At 69.8% G+C, this 17,909-nt stretch carries 18 protein-coding genes; 11 read left to right on the top strand and 7 right to left on the bottom strand.

What is annotated here, in order from left to right; translation table 11 throughout:
* Positions 1-44: 44 nt before the first annotated feature.
* Positions 45-680, top strand: coding sequence for a response regulator (locus F3087_RS23695; RefSeq protein ID WP_150404286.1), 636 nt, complete (start codon positions 45-47; stop codon positions 678-680).
* Positions 681-686: 6 nt separating this feature from the next.
* On the opposite strand, the gene F3087_RS23700 is transcribed toward F3087_RS23695, so the two are convergent.
* Positions 687-1,811, bottom strand: a complete 1,125-nt coding sequence (locus tag F3087_RS23700; protein ID WP_150404225.1) for a serine/threonine-protein kinase — start codon at positions 1,809-1,811, stop codon at positions 687-689.
* A 371-nt stretch (positions 1,812-2,182) separates the two neighbouring features.
* Between F3087_RS23700 and F3087_RS23705 the strand changes: the two genes are divergently transcribed.
* Positions 2,183-2,971, top strand: coding sequence for a hypothetical protein (locus tag F3087_RS23705; protein WP_150404226.1), 789 nt, complete (start codon positions 2,183-2,185; stop codon positions 2,969-2,971).
* Positions 2,972-3,151: 180 nt separating this feature from the next.
* Positions 3,152-4,891: a Y-family DNA polymerase gene (locus tag F3087_RS23710; RefSeq protein WP_150404227.1), complete on the top strand. Its 1,740-nt coding sequence runs from the start codon at positions 3,152-3,154 to the stop codon at positions 4,889-4,891.
* On the opposite strand, the gene F3087_RS23715 is transcribed toward F3087_RS23710, so the two are convergent.
* The gene (locus tag F3087_RS23715; protein ID WP_150404228.1) at positions 4,882-5,586 is read right to left on the bottom strand and encodes a class I SAM-dependent DNA methyltransferase; all 705 of its coding nucleotides are present in this window, start codon (positions 5,584-5,586) and stop codon (positions 4,882-4,884) included. The genes F3087_RS23710 and F3087_RS23715 overlap by 10 nt on opposite strands.
* Positions 5,587-5,731: 145 nt before the next feature.
* On the opposite strand from F3087_RS23715, the gene F3087_RS23720 reads away from it, so the two are divergent.
* Positions 5,732-6,487, top strand: coding sequence for an alpha/beta fold hydrolase (locus F3087_RS23720; RefSeq protein WP_150404229.1), 756 nt, complete (start codon positions 5,732-5,734; stop codon positions 6,485-6,487).
* 53 nt (positions 6,488-6,540) lie between these two features.
* Positions 6,541-7,434, top strand: coding sequence for a sucrase ferredoxin (locus F3087_RS23725; protein WP_150404287.1), 894 nt, complete (start codon positions 6,541-6,543; stop codon positions 7,432-7,434).
* A 64-nt stretch (positions 7,435-7,498) separates the two neighbouring features.
* Here F3087_RS23725 and F3087_RS23730 read toward each other — a convergent pair whose 3' ends face one another.
* The gene (locus tag F3087_RS23730; RefSeq protein ID WP_396897579.1) at positions 7,499-8,533 is read right to left on the bottom strand and encodes an SDR family NAD(P)-dependent oxidoreductase; all 1,035 of its coding nucleotides are present in this window, start codon (positions 8,531-8,533) and stop codon (positions 7,499-7,501) included.
* Positions 8,534-8,688: 155 nt separating this feature from the next.
* Between F3087_RS23730 and F3087_RS23735 the strand changes: the two genes are divergently transcribed.
* The 4 genes from F3087_RS23735 (at position 8,689) to F3087_RS23750 (ending at position 14,652) form a co-directional block, all read left to right on the top strand.
* Positions 8,689-9,144, top strand: a complete 456-nt coding sequence (locus tag F3087_RS23735; RefSeq protein ID WP_150404230.1) for a hypothetical protein — start codon at positions 8,689-8,691, stop codon at positions 9,142-9,144.
* A 24-nt stretch (positions 9,145-9,168) separates the two neighbouring features.
* Positions 9,169-12,498 (top strand): error-prone DNA polymerase, encoded by a 3,330-nt coding sequence (locus tag F3087_RS23740; RefSeq protein WP_150404231.1) that lies wholly within the window; start codon positions 9,169-9,171, stop codon positions 12,496-12,498.
* Positions 12,499-12,592: 94 nt separating this feature from the next.
* Complete coding sequence (locus F3087_RS23745) at positions 12,593-13,519, top strand: M48 family metalloprotease (protein ID WP_150404232.1); 927 nt, start codon at positions 12,593-12,595, stop codon at positions 13,517-13,519.
* Positions 13,520-13,614: 95 nt separating this feature from the next.
* A complete protein-coding gene (locus tag F3087_RS23750; protein WP_150404233.1) occupies positions 13,615-14,652 on the top strand; it encodes a DUF4349 domain-containing protein in 1,038 nt (345 codons plus the stop codon).
* A 44-nt stretch (positions 14,653-14,696) separates the two neighbouring features.
* Here the strand turns inward: F3087_RS23750 and F3087_RS23755 are convergent, their stop codons facing one another.
* Entirely contained in the window at positions 14,697-15,161 is a 465-nt protein-coding gene (locus tag F3087_RS23755; protein ID WP_150404234.1) for a tRNA (cytidine(34)-2'-O)-methyltransferase, read from the bottom strand.
* A gap of 251 nt (positions 15,162-15,412) precedes the next feature.
* Here F3087_RS23755 and F3087_RS23760 point away from each other — a divergent pair, with 251 nt between their 5' ends.
* On the top strand, positions 15,413-15,658 hold the full coding sequence (locus F3087_RS23760; RefSeq protein WP_223885296.1) for a DUF3017 domain-containing protein: 246 nt from the start codon (positions 15,413-15,415) through the stop codon (positions 15,656-15,658).
* A 97-nt stretch (positions 15,659-15,755) separates the two neighbouring features.
* Here F3087_RS23760 and F3087_RS47475 read toward each other — a convergent pair whose 3' ends face one another.
* Both F3087_RS47475 and F3087_RS47480 read right to left on the bottom strand, forming a co-directional pair.
* Entirely contained in the window at positions 15,756-16,064 is a 309-nt protein-coding gene (locus F3087_RS47475) for a nitroreductase family protein (RefSeq protein ID WP_396897580.1), read from the bottom strand.
* The gene (locus tag F3087_RS47480) at positions 15,986-16,471 is read right to left on the bottom strand and encodes a nitroreductase family protein (protein WP_396897581.1); all 486 of its coding nucleotides are present in this window, start codon (positions 16,469-16,471) and stop codon (positions 15,986-15,988) included. The genes F3087_RS47475 and F3087_RS47480 overlap by 79 nt, the downstream gene beginning before the upstream one ends.
* On the opposite strand from F3087_RS47480, the gene F3087_RS23770 reads away from it, so the two are divergent.
* Positions 16,391-16,774 carry a winged helix-turn-helix transcriptional regulator gene (locus tag F3087_RS23770; protein ID WP_150404235.1) on the top strand — a complete coding sequence of 128 codons (384 nt, stop codon included), beginning with the start codon at positions 16,391-16,393 and terminating at the stop codon, positions 16,772-16,774. The genes F3087_RS47480 and F3087_RS23770 overlap by 81 nt on opposite strands.
* Before the next feature lie 83 nt (positions 16,775-16,857).
* Here F3087_RS23770 and F3087_RS23775 read toward each other — a convergent pair whose 3' ends face one another.
* Positions 16,858-17,808, bottom strand: a complete 951-nt coding sequence (locus F3087_RS23775; RefSeq protein WP_150404236.1) for an oxygenase MpaB family protein — start codon at positions 17,806-17,808, stop codon at positions 16,858-16,860.
* Between the last annotated feature and the right edge of the window lie 101 nt (positions 17,809-17,909).

Consider the following 17,909-nt stretch of genomic DNA (forward strand, 5'->3'; position numbering starts at 1 on the left):
GGGTGGTTCGATCCACCGACAGTTGAGGAGATAGCAGGGTGGCCGTGCGGGTCTTTCTGGTTGACGATCACGCAGTGTTCCGGTCGGGTGTGCGGGCGGAGTTGAGCCGGGAAACCGACATGGAGGTCGTCGGCGAGGCAGGTGGCGTGGCCGAGGCGATTGCCGGGATCAAGGCGACGAATCCCGATGTGGTGCTGCTCGACGTGCACATGCCTGATGGCGGCGGTGTCGCGGTGCTGGCCGGCATCGAAGAGGGTCCGGTGTGCCTGGCGCTGAGCGTGTCCGATGCCGCCGAGGATGTCATCGCGGTGATCCGGGCGGGCGCCAGAGGCTATGTGACCAAGACGATTTCGGGTGCCGAGCTGGCCGACGGCATTCGCCGGGTGTCCGGCGGCGACGCGGTGTTCAGCCCGCGGCTGGCCGGTTTCGTGCTCGACTCGTTCACCGGTAAGTCACAGGTGCCCGAGCCGCCGCTCGATCCGGAACTGGACTCGCTGACCCCGCGCGAACTCGAGGTGCTGCGCCTGCTCGCGCGCGGCTACACCTACCGCGAAATCGCCGAAAACCTGTTCATCTCGGTGAAAACCGTGGAAACCCACGCCTCCAACGTGCTGCGCAAGACCCAGCAGTCCAATCGCAACGCGCTCACCCGGTGGGCGCACCGCCGCCGAATCGACTGACGCGCTTCACATCACCGCGATGATGATCGCGATGATGATGATCAGGCCGATCAGCAGCCCGACGGCGATCGCCAGCGGCGCGTTGCTCGCCTGCGGCGGCTTGTTCCGCTGCGGCACGGGCGCCGCCGCGGCGCCGGCCGGTGCGCGCTGTGGTCGCCGAGGCAGCGGGGTCGAGTGCGGACTGCGCAGGCCGGAGGCCGAATTGCGCGCCGCCCAGGCCGGAATCGTGCCGTCCTCGGTGCGCACCGGCGCGCCGAGGATGTACGGCCCGGTCCCGGGACCGAATGCCGCGGTGAGGATTTCGTCCCTGGCCTCGGCCATGGTCGGCCGCCGCTGCGGCGCGGGCTCGAGCATGTGCAGCAGCGCCTCGGTCAGCATTCCGCTGCGGGTCGGCGGGATGATCTGCGCCATCGCCGCGCGGTGCACCAGCACATCGCTGTCCTCGTCGAGACCGAACGGCGGCTGCCCCTCGATCGCGGTGTACAGCGTGGCGCCGAGGGAGAACACGTCGCTCGCCTTGGTCGGCTGCGCGCCGCGCGCCACCTCCGGCGGCAGATAGGCGGGGGTGCCGGTGATCACGCCGTCGGGTTCGTCGGAGTGCTCGCCCGCGCCGCGCGAGATGCCGAAGTCGCTGAGCTTGGCCATGCCGACGATCGGGCCGCGGTCTGCCACCAGGATGTTGCCCGGCTTGATGTCGCGGTGGGTGATGCCCGCGGCGTGCGCGGCGGCCAGCGCGTCGGCGACCTGCGCGCCGATCTGGGCCACCTCGATCGGCGGCAGCGTGTCCACCAGCGCGAGCGCCTTGGCCACATTGCGCGAGGGCAGGTGCTCCATCACCAGCCAGGGCTCGCCGGCCTCCAGCACCACGTCGTAGACGGCGATCGCGTGCTCGTGTGAGAGCTTGGCCGCGACCCGGCCCTCGTGCATGATCTGGCTGCGGATCTCGTTGGCCTCGGCCTCATCGAGCCCGGCCGTCGAGATGACCTGCTTGATCGCGACGTCGCGGTCCAGCAGGCGGTCGTGCGCGAGCCACACCGCGCCCATGCCACCGCCACCCAGCTTCGACTGCAGCCGGTAGCGGCCGGCGACCAGATAGTCGGGGCCGACAATGGGACGAGCGCGTTCGGTCACGGTGCGAGGGTAGCGGAAAACAAGGTGGCCTACGGGGTTTGCTGACACGAACGGTTGCCGTTTCGGCGCGGCTCTGCTCTGTCGCTCCGTCCGCTGAGCCCGCCGCAGAGGTGCGGCGGCGCGATGCCGCCGGTCGGCCGTGTTCGTCACTGTGACACCGGTTGTCGTGCTTACCTGCCGGGATAACGACTGCGCACAGACCGGGCGTCGGTTTACAACGGCATCGTTTCGAAATCGCGGTGCGGGGAGTGGGCACTTGACGGAACCCGGGGGTCGGTTTCTACTGAGCAGGTATCGAACGTATATTCGATACAGATCGATAGCTGAACCGGTGCTCGCCTCGGGTCCATCGTGGGAAGTAGGTGGTAGGGATGGGTTCGGATGCGAAACCACAGGAGGGGACACAACCGCATGCGAGTCCGCCCGAGGTAGGCCGAGAACGCCCGCCGACGCTGGCTGAGCTGCGCAGAAGAATGGCGGCCATCCCCGGTCGCGGCGAGGCGGCGGCCGCGCGCATTCCGCTCGACGCCGAGCTGCGGCGGGAGTCGCTCGCGGTGCCGCCCGCGCTCGCTGGGCTGTTGCCCGGCGGCGGCCTGGCCAAGGGTTCCGTCGTGTCCTATACGGGTGCTCGCTCGCTGCTGGCCGGCCTGCTCGCCGCGGTGACCGAGGACGGCGGGCATGCCGCGGTGGTCGGCGTGCCCCGGCTGGGCCTGCTCGCCGCGGTGGAGATGGGCGCCCAATTGGAGCGATTGGCGGTGATTCCCGATCCGGGTCCGGACCCGGTGGAGGTGGCCGCCGTGTTGCTCGACGGGCTCGACCTGGTCGTGCTCGGCCTCGGCGGCGCCGCCGTCGCGCCCGCCCGCACCCGGGTGATCGCCGCCCGCGCCCGCAACAAGGGCGCCACCCTCGTGGTCACCGACGGCCGCTGGCCCGGTGCCGCCCTGCACCTCGACGCTCGCGTCGCCGGATACGCGGGTCTCGGTCGCGGCCGAGGGCGGTTACGTTCGCTCGGGCTCGAGGTCGAAGTGCGCGGCAAGGCGGGTCCGCCCCGGCGGGGGCGGCTGGATCTCTGCTCGAACGCCGGACGCGTCGAATGGGCCCGGCACGAAACAGTGACCCGCACCGTCGCACCGGTAGATGCCAACGAGGCAGCCTCGTGACGGCGAAGTTATTGCTCGCGCCCGTTCCGGATGGAATGCGCTGCGGGGAAAGCGGTCTCGTTGTCGGCCACGCGGTCGACCGGGCCCCGCTCGGACGAGCCGTGCAGCGGTGGCCGCAGATAGATCGCGCGGCACCGTGATTCGGCCTGACTATTCGAGCCGACATGGGTCTGCGCCGCGATGCCTGGCCGCTCCGCCGCGCGTACCTCCGTTACCTCCGTCGATCAGCTTGCGGCCAAGCCGGTCCGCGCCGGTGTCGGAGATCGGGACCTCGGCCGCTTCTGGCAGTGCCGAGATATCCGGTGCGGCACCGTGATTCTGCCCAGCCGAGAGAAAGGCGCGGCGCGGGTATTGGCGCTGTGGTGCCCGGATTGGCCCGCGGTTGCCGCTGCCGCGGTGGCGCGATTGCCTGCGACGCAACCGGTGGCGGTGCTCTTCGCCAATCGGGTGATCGCGTGTTCGGCGATCGCGCGGGGCGACGGGGTGCGGCGCGGGCTCAAGCGCCGGGAGGCGCAGGCGCGGTGCCCGGATCTGTTTCTCGCGCAGGCGGATCCGGATCGGGACGCGCGGCTGTTCGAGCCGGTGGTCGCGGCCGTCGACGCGACGGTGCCCGGGGTCGAAGTGCTGCGGCCGGGGCTGCTGGTGCTCGGGGCGCGCGGCGCCGCCAGGTTTTTCGGTTCCGAGGAGGAGGCGGCCGAACGGCTGGTCGACGCGGCGGCCGCGGCCGGGGTGGAGGCGCAGATCGGCATCGCCGACGAACTGTCCACGGCGGTGATCGCCGCCCGGCGCGGCGCGATCGTGCCCGCCGGGGCGGGCGCGAAGTTTCTCGCGCCGATGCCGGTGCGCGAGCTCGCGGTCGAGCCGAGCCTGGCCGCGCCGGAACGTGCCGACCTGGTGGATCTGTTGCACCGCTTGGGTTTACGCCGGATCGGCGATTTCGCCGCACTGACCCCCGGCGAGGTCGCCTCCCGATTCGGCGCCGACGCCGTGCTCGCGCACCGCTGTGCGCAGGCGCAACCCGAGCGCCCGCCCTCCGCGCAACCGCCGCCCAAAGACCTGACCGTGGAGTATCGCTGTGACCCGCCGATCGAGCGGGTCGATGCCGCCGCCTTCGCCGGCCGCATGCTCGCCGCCGAGTTGCATGCCGTGCTGTCGAACGCCGGACTGGCCTGCACCCGATTATCGATCTTCGCGGAAACCGATGCGGGGGAGGAGCTTTCCCGGATCTGGCGGTGCGCGGAACCGCTGACTCCGGACGGCACCGCGGACCGGGTGCGCTGGCAGCTGGACGGCTGGCTCACCAGGCGCGACCGCCCTACCGCGCCGGTCACTTTGCTGCGCTTGGAACCCGTGGAGGTGGTGGCGGCCGGCGCGCTACAGCTCGGACTGTGGGGCGGCGTCGGCGAGCAGGACGAGCGGGCCCGGCGCGCGCTGGTCCGGGTGCAGGGCCTGCTCGGCGGCGAAGCGGTGCGGGTCGGCGTGCTCAGCGGCGGTCGCGGGCCGGCCGAGCGGATCACCCTGGTCGCGCTGGGCGACGAACCCGTGCCCGCCGCCGATCCGGCCTTGCCGTGGCCGGGCCGGCTGCCCGAACCCGCGCCCGCGCTGCTGCTGCTCAGCCTTCCGCTGGTCCATCTGGAAGCGGTGGACGGCGCGCCGATCCAGGTCACCGAGCGATCCCTGTTCAACGCCGACCCGTCGCGCCTGCGCTGGGGCAGCAGGCAGTGGCGGCTGACCGGCTGGGCGGGCCCGTGGCCGGTGGACGAACGCTGGTGGGTGCCGGAATCGGCCGGGAACAGCGACGCCCCAACCACTTTCACCGCCCGCGCGCAGGTCCAGCTCGACGGCGAACCGTCCGACGTGCGGGTGCTACTGCTCGTCTATCACGACGAGAGCTGGCGTGCGGAAGGACTTTACGACTGAGGCCGCGACCACACCGTCGCCATCGTGAACGGTTGCCCGCGCAGCTCTTTCCACTTCGGCTTGGCGGTGAGCCAGGTGTCGTCGATGAGCGTCTCGGTGAGTTCGCTGAGCACCCAGCCCGCGTCCAGCGCCGCCGTCACGTGCTCGCTGAGCAGGTGCAGGTTGGTGCTGATCGCCACCGGCTCGCCGCCCTGCGGCGTGTAGTGCGTCGGCATCCCGGTCGTCATCATGAACTGCGGGTGGAAGCTGACCAGGACGCACCGTGCGCCGGGCGCGGCCAGCCGCCAGGCCTCGGCATAGAACGGAGCCAGCTCGGGGAGGTGCTCATCGATCAACGACGCGATCACCAAATCGTAAGCGCCGCCGTCGAGTCCGGTGTCGCGCACGTCCGCCTGGGTGAGCGTGGTGTGTGCCCCGCGCTCCGCGGCCCGCGCCAGCATGCCCGCGCTCACATCGACTCCGTCGATATGCGAAACACCTTGCGTGCGCAGCCAAGCCCCGGTCCGCCCGGTCCCGCAGCCCAGGTCGGCGGCCCGCCGCACTCCTGCCCACTCCGGTCGCCGCAGCCGAGCCAGCAGCGCGAGATCCATCTCGTCCATGACGGTCTGCTCGTACGTCGTCGACCATCCGTCGTATCCGGTGGCGACATCGACGGTGGGATAGTTTCGGCGGTCGTACTCCGCGAATGACGGCATGCGCGGAGTATTTCGCGGCGCGATCGGATTCGCCACCGGATTTCTTCCGAAGTAGGCGGTTGACCTGGGCTGTGGCGCTCGGCTCAGGTGATCCCTGCAACAAGTTCCAGGCCGGTGACCGATAACACCAGTATTCTCGAAGATCGTGGATCTCACGGTGACCAGACTCGACCTCGGTGACGTGCGGATCGCCTATCGGGATTCCGGGGCGACCGCGGGTTCCGGCGTGCCCGTGGTCCTGGTGCACGGCATGGGCGGGGACGGCCACACCTGGGATCGGCTCGCCCGCGAACTGGTGCAGGCCGGCCGGCGCGTCATCATTCCCGACCTGCGCGGACACGGTCGCAGTTCGCACACCGATTCGTACCGGTTCGACGAATTCGGCGCCGACGTGCGGAAGCTGTGCGAAAGCCTGGAACTGTCCACGGTCGATCTGGTCGGCCATTCGCTGGGCGGCTACGCGGTCTCCTGCGTCGCGCAGGAGCGGCCGGAGCTGGTCCGTCGCCTGGTCATCGAGGAGTGCCCGCTGCCGTTGCAGTCCGGCGCCGAGGAGCTGCGGCTGACCCGCCGCTTCCCGACCGTGCCGGAACTCTGGCACGCCACCAGCAGCCTGGCCCGGCATCCGCGCGCGGTGCTCGCCTTCGACCGGTCCATGACCAGGACCGCGCTGGAACAGTTCCGCAAGCCGAACCCGGAGTGGTGGGACCGGCTGCCCGACATCACCGCGCGCACGCTGGTGCTGCGCGGCGGTCCCGGCGGCATGGTCGACCCGGCCAAACTCGAGCTCATGCGCGCCGCCATCCCCGACTGCGCGGTCACCGCCTTCTCCTCCGGTCACAGCATCCATCGCGACCGCTATCGGGCGTTCGCGGCCGTCGTGCACCCGTTCCTCGCGGCGTGAGCGACGTCCTGCGCACGGCCGAGCCGAGCGCGCACGCGGGTGCCTTCGAGGGAATGCTCTGCTCGGCCGCCGCGGCGGAGGTTCCGCTGCCCGGCACCGCCACCCGGGTGACCGGCTGGTTGTGCGTCGAACACCCCGGCGCGTGGGGTCGCGACGTGATCGGCGACGAGGTGCTCGGCCCGGAACTCACGCCCGAGCTGGCCGCCCGCACCGCCGCCGCACACGTGCGCCCGACCTTGATCCGCCGCCCCGGCCGCAACGAATTCACCGGCACCCGAACGGTTCTGCTCGCCGGCTCGCGCCCCGAGGGCTCCTGGTGCGAACGCTTGGAGATCACCGACCTGAACCAGCTGCTCGACCTCGACCTGCACCTGCTGAACGGCCCGCCACCGGGAATCGGTGTGCCAGTACATGATCCGCTGGTACTGGTATGCGCGCACGGAAAACGCGACCAGTGCTGCGCCCTGCTCGGCCGCCCCATCGCCGCCGAACTGGCCACGAAATATCCTGGCCAAGTGTGGGAGTGCTCGCACACCGGCGGCCACCGCTTCGCCCCCGCCCTGGTCCTACTGCCTTCCGGCCTGACCTACGGCCGACTGGATGCCACAACCGCCGAGGAGATGGTCGAAGCCGCCCGCCGAGGCGAGGTCTCACTGTCCGGCCTACGCGGCCGCAGCTGCTACGCACCCCTCGAACAACTCGCAGAAATCGCTGTGCGCGAACAGATCTCCGCCACTACCGACGATCTCACCGTCACCCCTGACTCGGTGGCTCCGGCCGACCCCGCCTCGCCCGCCGCCGCCCTCGTCACCCACCGCGACGGCCGCCGCTGGCGAGTAACCGCCCACACCATCGCCTTCCCACCCCGCCAGGCCAGTTGCAACGCCGCCCCCAAACCCGTAACCGCCCTCGCCGTCGACACCGTCGAGCAGCTACCCGCAGACTGAAAGACCACGGAACGCATCGCCACTCGGATAGGTCAGTGGCGTGGCTGAATCCGTTTGCCGTGCTTTACCAGTGGGTTCCGGGGACCCAGCGGGCGGCGCGGCGGAGGGCGGTGCCGGTGACTCGGCGGGCGGCCGAGCGGGGGCGTGGTTCGCGTTCGGGCACAGCGGGTTCCGTGTCTTCGGGTTCTTCCACCAGTTCGCCCTTGGCGGCGGGGGAGTCCGGGAGGGCGCGGTAGTAGCGGTGCAGGATGCGGTCGCGGAACTTGGGGGTGAGCAGGGCGCCGTATTCGGCGAAGGTGCCGATCGGCACGTCGATGCGCTTGGGGCGTTCGGTCAGGGCGCGCACGATCGTCGCGGCCGCCCACTCGGGGGATTCGGCGGGCTGGCCCTGATCGCCGCTGGGGGTGATCATCGGGGTGCGCACCAGCGGCATGTGGATGGTGGTGAAGGTGACGCCGTCGGCCATGGTCTCGACCGAGGCCACCTCGGCGAACTTGTCCAGGGCCGCCTTGCTGGCCAGGTACGCGGCGAAGCGCGGGGTCGCCACCTGCACGCCCGCGCTGCTGATGTTGACGATGTGGCCGAACTTGCGTTCCCGCATCTGCGGCAGCAGGGCCAGCGTCATGCGCAGCGCGCCGAAGTAGTTGACCGCCATGGTGCGTTCGAAGTCGTGCAGCCGGTCGGTGGAGCGGTGGATGGCGCGGCGGATGGACCGGCCCGCGTTGTTCACCAGCATGTCGACGTGGCCGTGCTCGTCCAGGATGGTCTTCACCGCGTGGTCGACCGAGTCGGAATCGGTGACGTCACACTGGTATCCGTATGCGCTGCCACCCGCCGCCTTGATCTCCTCGACCACGGACGCGAGTTCCTCGGCGCGGCGCGCGAGCAGGAACACGGTGGCGCCCTTGCCCGCGACGGCGATCGCCGCCGCCTTGCCGATGCCGGAGGAAGCGCCGGTGATCAGGACATGCCGCCCGGCGATGTCCCGGTTGCGCCGGCCGCGCCGGTTCTCGGGCAGGCCGGCATCAGCGGATGCTGCACGCCCGCCCGTCGCCCGGCCACCGCCCCTCATCGAATCGCTGCGCGATGCTTCACTCATCGTGCTCCTTTGCAGGTTTGGTGGGCATGAACTTACTCCGAAGTAAGTTTACTCGCCAAGTGGAACGCGTCACTTTTCGGGGCTGGGGTCGAGGTGGTGAACACGGGTCGAACAACCTCTCGAAATCCATCGAACATATGTGCGATACTCTGCGCATGGCGGACGATCGGATGGCGGAAATCTTTGCCGCGGTGCGGCTCGGTGGCGGGGACCAAGCGGCGGCGCGACAGGCGCTGGAGAAGTTGTGGGACGAGATCGGTGAGGGCGGTGATCCCTTGCACCGCTGCGTGATTGCGCATCACCTCGCCGACCTACAGGACACCCCGGCCGCCGCGCTGCTCTGGGATCGCCGGGCGCTCGCCGCGGTGTTCGGCCCCGGCATCCCGCTGGACGAGGGCCTGCGCAGCTTCCTGCCGTCGCTGTATCTCAACCTGGCCGACAGCCACCGCCGAGTCGGCGATTTCGAGGCCGCCCGCATGCAGCTGGCCATCGCCCGCGGCCACCTCGACGTGCTCGCCAACGACGCCTACGGCGCCCTGATCCGCGCCGGGCTCGACCAGGTCGACACGGCGCTCGCCGAGGGCTCCACGGCACCGCTACCGACCAACTGACCCGTCCGGAGGAGGTGAGCCGCGGTGGGCTGGAGCAACGGGCCGCCTACCTGGTCGGAACTGGAGCGGGTGCTGTCCGGCCGCCCCGGCCGGACCAACCCCGAAGCCATGTACCCCGGCGACGGCGGCGACAGCCCGGCTTGGTCCCGCAAACGCGGGGACTACCTGGCCGAGCCCGCCCCGCCCGCAGGCGAGCCGACGGTGCCGTACGCGGAACTGCACGCGCACTCGGCCTACAGCTTCCTCGACGGCGCGAGCCAGCCCGAGGAACTGGTGGAGGAGGCCGTACGGCTCGGCCTGGAGGCGATCGCGCTCACCGATCACGACGGCTTCTACGGAACCGTGCGCTTCGCGGAAGCGGCCAGGGAGCTGGGCATGCCGACGGTCTTCGGGTCCGAGCTGTCGCTGGGAACCGGGCTCACGGGCGCACCGGATTCCATGCCGCGCACCGGATCTCCCGATCCCGCCGGACCGCACCTGCTGGTGCTGGCCCGCGGGCAAGAGGGCTATCGCCGGCTGTCGCGGGAGATCGCGGCCGCCCACATGGCGGCGGGGGAGAAGGGCATCCTGCGCTACGACCTCGACGTGCTCACCGCGGCCGCCGAGGGACAGTGGCAGATCCTGACCGGCTGCCGGAAAGGGCATCTGCGGCAAGCACTCGCGGACGATTTGCATTCGGGCAGTACCCGTCTCGTGCGATCCGAGGCCGCGCTGCGCGACCTGACCGAACGCTTCGGCGCCGACCGGGTGAGCGTGGAGCTGACCCACCACGGCATCCCGGAGGACGACGAGCGCAACACCTACCTCATCGCCCTGGCCGATCGCCTCGGCCTGCCGGTAATCGCCACCACCGGAGCACATTTCGCCGCACCGGGCCAGCGCCGCCGGGCCATGGCGCTCGCCGCGATCCGGGCCAGGCAGAGCCTGGACGAGATCGCCGGCTGGCTGGCCCCGGCCGGCGGCGCGCACCTGCGCTCCGGCGCGGAGATGGCGCGGCTGTTCGCCGACTGCCCGCAGGCGGTACGCAACGCGGCCACGCTCGCCCGCGAATGCGCCTTCGACCTGAAGCTGATCGCGCCGAACCTGCCGCCGTTCGAGGTACCCGCCGGGCACGACGAGAAGTCCTGGCTGCGCGAGCTCACCTATCTCGGCGCCGCCGCCCGCTACGGCCCGCCGGAGCGAAACCCGCAGGCGTACCGGCAGATCGAGCACGAACTCGCGGTGATCGACAAGCTGGACTTCCCCGGATACTTCCTGGTGGTGCACGACATCATCACCTTCTGCAAGGAGCACGACATCCTCTGCCAGGGCCGGGGTTCGGCGGCCAACTCGGCCGTCTGCTACGCGATCGGCATCACCAACGTCGACCCGGTCACCAACAACCTGCTGTTCGAACGCTTCCTCTCGCCGGAACGCGACGGCCCGCCCGACATCGATATCGACATCGAATCCGACCGCCGCGAGGAGGCCATCCAGCACGTCTACACCAAGTACGGCCGCGCGTACGCCGCCCAGGTCGCCAACGTGATCACCTATCGCGGCAAGTCGGCGGTTCGCGATGCCGCACGCGCACTGGGCTTTTCGCCGGGCCAGCAGGACGCGTGGAGCAAGCAGGTGAGCCGGTGGAACGGCGTCGGCGGCGAGACCGGCACCGACATCCCCACCGAGGTGCTGGAGCTGGCCGCCGAAATCGAAGGACTGCCAAGGCATCTCGGCATCCACTCCGGCGGCATGGTGATCTGCGACCGCCCGATCGCCGACGTCTGCCCGGTGGAATGGGCGCGCATGCCCGGCCGCAGCGTATTGCAGTGGGACAAGGACGATTGCGCCGCCATCGATCTGGTGAAGTTCGACCTGCTCGGCCTCGGCATGCTCTCCGCGCTGCACTACATGATCGACCTGGTGCGCGAGCACACCGGCGAGATCGTCGAGCTGCACAAGCTCGACCTGCGCGAAGCCGCCGTCTACGACATGCTCTGCCGTGCCGACTCGGTGGGCGTCTTCCAGGTGGAGTCGCGGGCGCAGATGGCCACGCTGCCCCGGCTGAAGCCGCGCGAGTTCTACGACCTGGTGGTGGAGGTGGCGCTGATCCGGCCCGGTCCGATCCAGGGCGGTTCGGTGCACCCCTACATCCGGCGGCGCAACGGCACCGAGGAGGTGGCCTACGACCATCCGGCGCTGGAGAATTCGCTGTCCCGCACGCTCGGCGTTCCGCTGTTCCAGGAGCAGCTCATGCAGATGGCCGTCGACATCGCCGGTTTCAGCGCCGCCGAGGCCGATCTGCTGCGCCGCGCGATGGGCTCCAAACGTTCCCCGGAACGCATGGAGGGGCTGAAAGAACGCCTCTACCAAGGCATGCGCGACCTGCACGGCATCACCGGCGAGATCGCCGACCGCATCTACGAGAAGCTCTACGCCTTCGCGAATTTCGGCTTCCCGGAAAGCCATTCGCAGAGCTTCGCCTCGATCGTGTTCTACTCGTCGTGGTTCAAGCTGCATCATCCCGCGGCCTTCTGCGCCGGTCTGCTGCGCGCGCAACCGATGGGCTTCTACTCCCCGCAATCGCTGGTCGCCGACGCGCGCAGGCACGGAGTCCTGGTGCACGGCCCCGACATCAACGCCAGCCGCGCCGAACCCACCCTCGAGCACGCGGGCACCCAGGTGCGCCTCGGCCTGGCTGCTATCCGGCACATCGGCGCCGACCTCGCCGAAAAGATCATCGCCGCACGGGATCAGGGCCCGTACACCTCCTTCCTCGACCTGACCGGACGCGTGGAACTCACCGTCGTCCAAGCGGAATCGCTCGCCACCGCGGGCGCGCTCGGCGGTCTGGGCAACACCCGCCGCGAAGCGCTGTGGGCGGCCGGCGCCGCCGCGGGCGAACGCCCGGATCGATTGCCCGGCACCGGCGCCGCCACCACCGCCCCCGTGCTGCCCGGCATGAGCGACCTCGAGCTGGCCGCCGCCGACGTCTGGGCGACCGGCGTCTCCCCGGGCAGCTATCCCACCGAATTCCTGCGCCCGCGGCTCGACGCGCTCGGCGTGATTCCGGCCGCCGGGCTGCTCGCCGTGCGCGACGGGTCGCGAGTTCTGGTGGGCGGCGCGGTGACGCACCGCCAGCGCCCGGCCACGGCCGCTGGCGTCACCTTCATCAATCTGGAGGACGAGACCGGCATGGTGAACGTCGTCTGCTCGGTCGGCCTGTGGGCGCGCTTCCGCCGCCTCGCACAGAGCGCTCCCGCCCTGCTCATCCGCGGTCGCGTGCAGAACGCGGAGGGGGCGGTCAGTGTCGTCGCCGAACACCTGCAACGGATGGATCTGCGCGTCGATTCGAAGTCGCGCGACTTCCGCTGAGCCGCCGAACAACTCGGTTTCCACCGGATCGTTGTCGTCGTACGATCAGGGGTTCTGCCCAGCGCGGGCCCGTTCGACACATCGGGGAGCTGCCATGCCTGCGCCGTCAACCGACGATTCGCCACAGCGCGCCACCACCCGCTCGACCGACTACCTGGCGGTGGGGTTGACGCTGGTGCTGGCGTTGCCCACGGTATTGCTCAGTGCCGCAATCGTTCTCACCCTCGGCGCGTGGGCCGGAATCTGGCTGGCGATCACCGTCACGGTGCTCTGGGTGTTCTTCGGGATCATGCTCTTCGACCTGGCCTGGTTCACCCCCAACCGCGAACGATTCGCCAAGACCTTCGAGTTCCGGCGCCCGATCCCGCCCGAAGACGAACGCCTGGCCGCCGCCTGGGCGAAGGTCACCAGCGCGCCCGGAGTGGACGGGTGGCCGTACTCGCTGTGGGTGGAGCAATCCGACGACCCGAATGCCTACGCCGTGCCGAGTCGCATTGTCGCGGTGACGAGTTCGGCGCTCGCCGGGCTCAAACCCCGGCACCTCGAAGCGGTTCTCGCGCACGAACTCGGACACCACATCAACGTCGACCCCCGGGTGCGCTTGTTCGACACCTGGCTTGCGCTGCCCGGCCGCGTCATGTGGGCGTTGTGCCGCAAGGCCGGGCGGATAGCCGGCCTCTTCGGTCCGCTCGCACCGTACGTCCGGTTGGTCGTGGCGGTCGGGTTGCTGCCCGTCGTGGCCATCGTGCTGACGCCGATCGTGGGGCTCGCCGCCGCGCTCGGGATCGTTGTCCTGCTGGTCGTGGAGCCGCTGACCAGGAGCGCGCAGCAGCGGCGGGACGAATTCGCCGCCGACCGGGTCTCGGTCGATCTCGGTTACGGCCGTGCGCTGGCCGCCGCCCTGCGCCGCTGGGGCGAGCAGCCGCTACCCCCGCTGGTCGCCTTGCGGGTCAGCCTCTACGGGACGCATCCGCCGCTGGCCGCCCGGATCCGGAAGATCAAACTCCGGCTCCGCGAATGACCTGGCCGCCCACACTTTTAGAGAAGTGTTAGAAGCCTTCTAGAGAACGGTTATGTCGGGCTGTTCGCGCAGTTGAAGCGGCTACTGTGCGAAATATGCGGAAGCTTGCTGTGCTGTGCATCGGTCTGCTCGGTCTGACGTTGCTCGTCGGCTGTGGCAGCAACAACGACAATGCCAAGCGGGTCCCGCCGCCACCGGGACGGCTCGAAACCTACGCCACCGTGGAGCCCGCCCCCGCGGCGACGCCACCGGGGTTGCGTGATCAAGGTCCGGCGCGCAAGGACAACAACTCCGGCAGCGGTGAAACCGTCACCACGCGTAAGGAAGTCGTCACCGGCAGCGTCGAGATGACGGCGGACAAGCCGATCGACGCGGCGGGCCGGATCGCCGACCGGGTGCGCGAGGCCGGTGGCCGGGTGGACAGCCGGACCGAACAGCCCGGCACCGACGACAACGATCCCAGCGCCACACTCACCGTCCGGGTGCCCGCGGACAAGACCGACGCGTTCATCGACGGGCTCGGCGGCCTCGGCCGGATCACCCGGGTGCACACCAACCGCGACGACGTGACCATGCAGTGGGAAGACCTGGACGCCAGGATCAAGGCGCTGCAGGCCTCCGTCGACCGGCTGCGCGGGCTCATCGCCGGCGCGACCAACACCGCCGACCTGCTCAACGCCGAACAGGCGCTGTCCAGCCGGCAGGGCGAACTCGACAGCCTGACCGCGCAGAAGAAGCACCTCGACGACGAGGTCTCGCTGTCCACACTCAATATCGACATCACCACCGCGACCACGAAGGCCCAGGAGGATCGCGCCGACAACTTCTGGGAGGGCATCGTCACCGGCTGGAACTCGCTGGTGGATTGGCTGAAGGACGCGGTCGTGTTCACCGGTAAGGCGTTGCCGTGGCTCGGCTTCCTGGTGGTGCTGGCCGCCGTGATCTGGGGCGTCGTGCGCGCGGTGCTGCGGCGCGGCAAGCGCGGCCGGGCAGAATCGGCACCGGCGGGTCCGCGGCCCGCTCCCGCGGAAAGCGCAGGGGCCGCACCGGTTACGACACCGGCGGGCAGCGCGGCGACAGGAGAGCAGAGTGCCGGAAACGGTCCGGGCGATCATAAAACCGAACAGCCGTAAGGGCCCGCTCGTCGATCGCTGAACCGGCTGCGCGGCAGGCCTTCTCACACGCCGCCGGGGAAGCCGACCTGCCGCCAGGCCTCGTAGGTCGCGACCGCCGCGGCGTTCGACAGGTTCATCGAACGCCGGCCCGGCAGCATAGGAATGCGCAGCTGATCGGTGACGTGCGGATCCTCGAGCACCGCCGCGGGCAGCCCGGTCGGCTCGGTGCCGAACAGCAGCACGTCACCCTCGCGGTACTCCACCTCCGCGTAGCTCGTCTTCGCCTGCGTCGTGAACGCGAACACCCGCTCCGGCTGAATCGCCGCCCACGCCGCCGCGAGATCCTTGTGCACCGTCACCGACGCCAGATCGTGGTAATCCAACCCGGCCCGCCGCAGCTTCGCCTCCGAGAGATCGAACCCCAACGGCTCGACCAGGTGCAGCTCACACCCCGTCCCCGCGACCAGCCGAATCGCATTACCGGTATTCCCGGGGATCGCGGGCTCATGAAACATCAGTCGGAACACGGCAGACAGTCAATCAGGCGCGCGTCCCGCGGCCGCGTCGGCCTACCGTCACCCTGGTCGGCGTGGCCGCCCTGTTCACCCCGGAGCACCTGATCGAGATCGAGGGCGTCGCGGTCGCCGAGTGAGCCCGTCGGGGGCGCGTAGTGGGGGGAGTCTGTAAGAATCGGGGGGTGACCGAAGCCGACACGTCCACCGCGGACCAGCGGGCAGGCAGCAACCTGGGCTCCCAGTTCCTGCGCAGCCACCTGCCGATGGTGGTCGTGACGCTGGTCATCGCGGTGGCGATCGTGTTCGTGGCCCAGGACCGGTGGCGTCGCGGCGCGCTGTTCTTCGGCGGAGCGACCTTGCTGGCCGCGGCATTCCGCCTGTGCCTACCGACCGCCCGGGTCGGCCTCCTCGCCGTCCGCAGCAAACCCTTCGACGTCGGCGCGCTGACGCTGCTCGGCTCCGCCATCGTCTTCATCGCCGCGACCATCAACACCCTAGGCGTCGGTTAGCCGCACACCTTCCGACTTCCCGCACACCGAATCGCATGCGATTCCGTGTGCGGGAAATCAAGAGGTGTGCGGCGGGAGCCGTTGACGCGCAAGGGGTTCAGCGGGACGCGGCGTACTGCTCGGTGAAGACCGACTGTCCGCGGGGGCGGCGGCCGGGGTGCGGCGGGGTGGTATCGCTGTAGCCGACGGCGACCAGGACGGCGATGGCCAGGTCGTCGCGGTCGCCGATGCCGACGGCCTGCTTGACCAAGTCGGGGTCCCAGCCGTTCATCGGAGCCGAGGACAGGCCGAGGCTGGTGGCGGCGAGCATGACGTAGGTGGCCGCGATCATCGCGTTCTTGACCGCGTTCTCCCGGAGCAGCCCGCGTTCCCGCAGCGATTGGAACTCGTTGCGGGAGTTGAACATCGCGGTGAACTCCGCGTTCCACGCGCCGTTGCGGCCAGCTCGGCGATGTCGGCATTGCTGTCCTGCCAGGCCGTGGGATCGGCGACGAAGACCAGGACGACGGGCGCTTCCAGAGGCTGCGGCTGACCGAACGCGGCCTTCGACAGCGCCTGCCGCCCGGACTCGCTGGTGACCACGACGATCGAGCGGTCCTGCATGTTCCACGCGCTCGGCGCCTGCACCGCCAGGTCGAGCAGTTCATCGATCAGTTCCGGTGCGATGGGTGCGGGCTGGAAGTGGCGGGTGGTCCGGCGGGCACGGATCGCGGCGGGAACCGAAAGTGTCTGGTGCGCACGCTCATCGAGGGCACCGACCTGCCCGCCGACATCTACTCGGCCAAATGCCCCACCCGCCAGGTGCTCGACCACATCGCGGGCAAGTGGACGGTGCTCATCGTCGACGCCCTGGCCGCGGGCACCATGCGCTACACCGATCTGCACAAGCGCATCGATGGCATCTCGCAGAAGATGCTGACGCAGACCCTCCGCGAGCTGGAGGCGGACGGATTCCTCACGCGCACAGTGCACCCCACCGTGCCGCCGCGCGTCGACTACGAGCTGACCGAACTCGGTCACAGCCTGCGTACGCCCATCGCGGCCCTGCGCGAGTGGATCGAAACCAACATCAACCTGATCGAACAGGCCCGTCGCGCGGCCGCCGGAAATCGCTGACCTTCCGTAAAATCCGCTGTGGCGTAAACCAATTCGGTGAACCGCCCGCCGAACCCCTCGACGCGGCGGGCGAATCCCGAAACTCAGGCCGGCTCGGCGACCAGGGCCGCGCGTCCGGATCGACTGCCGTACAACGCGCGTGCCTCGCTCGGGCTGACCGTCTCCAGCCGGGCCGGCGGCTCCGCGTTGATGTGCTCCTTCAGGATCTGCCCCGCCATCGGCGCGATGAACGGCGCGGCGACCAGCAGCCCGAACGAGTTGAACCGGCTGAATCCCCAGACCAGCACCTTGGCGGGCAGCCGAACCGCGAGGTCGACGATGCCCCAGCGATCGAACCGGCCGAGCTTGCGCATCCACTTCGGCAGCGTCGCCACCGAGGCGAGCGAAAGCAGCCTGCTGCCAACGAAATACGAGAGGCCCGCACCGTTGCGCGGCGAGGTCCACAGCAGATGGTGCATGCCCTCCTCCGCCCGCTCGGACGTGCACAGCCGCGGCCGCACCCGCTCGTAGTACGCGCGTACCTCTTCGCGTGAGCGCGGCACGTCTTCGGGCTTGCAGGTCTGCAACTCTGCCGCGACCGCACACTCCTGCCAGAACTGGGTTTCCTCTTCCGGCGTGAGCCCGGGACCGAACATCTCGTAGGCCTTGAGCACCGAATGCCAGCCGGTGATGTGGATCCACAGCTGGGTGTCCGGGCTGTTCGCGCTGTAGCGGTTCCCGCTGATCGGTTCGATGCCGGTCATCGGCGCGTGGATCTGCATCAGGTGCTCGGCGGCCTGGATGGCGGTGCGGCCGTCGGCGATCGCGGCGATCAGGAAGTAGGAGAAGGTGTGGTCGAGGCGCTTGCGCGGGTCGCTGTAGATGCCGCGCGAGTCGGCCACGGCCGCGGTGAGGAACGGGTCGAAGTGCTCGAGTACGACGGCGCGCTGGAAGCCGATGACCGCGGTCGGCGCGGTCCAGACCTTCCAGCTGGGCGAACCGGGGCCGAAGAACCCGTAGTCGTCCCGGCGCAGGGTGGTCGGATCGAAGTGCATCACGTGCTCCTTTGCGGTGATCGCCCCGGCACCGGGGGTGAATACAACGCAACCGTAGCAATTGCCTGCAATGAATACAACGGTTGCGTAGCATTTGTGTC

It is taken from the genome of Nocardia colli, from assembly GCF_008704205.1.
Lineage (GTDB): Bacteria > Actinomycetota > Actinomycetes > Mycobacteriales > Mycobacteriaceae > Nocardia > Nocardia colli.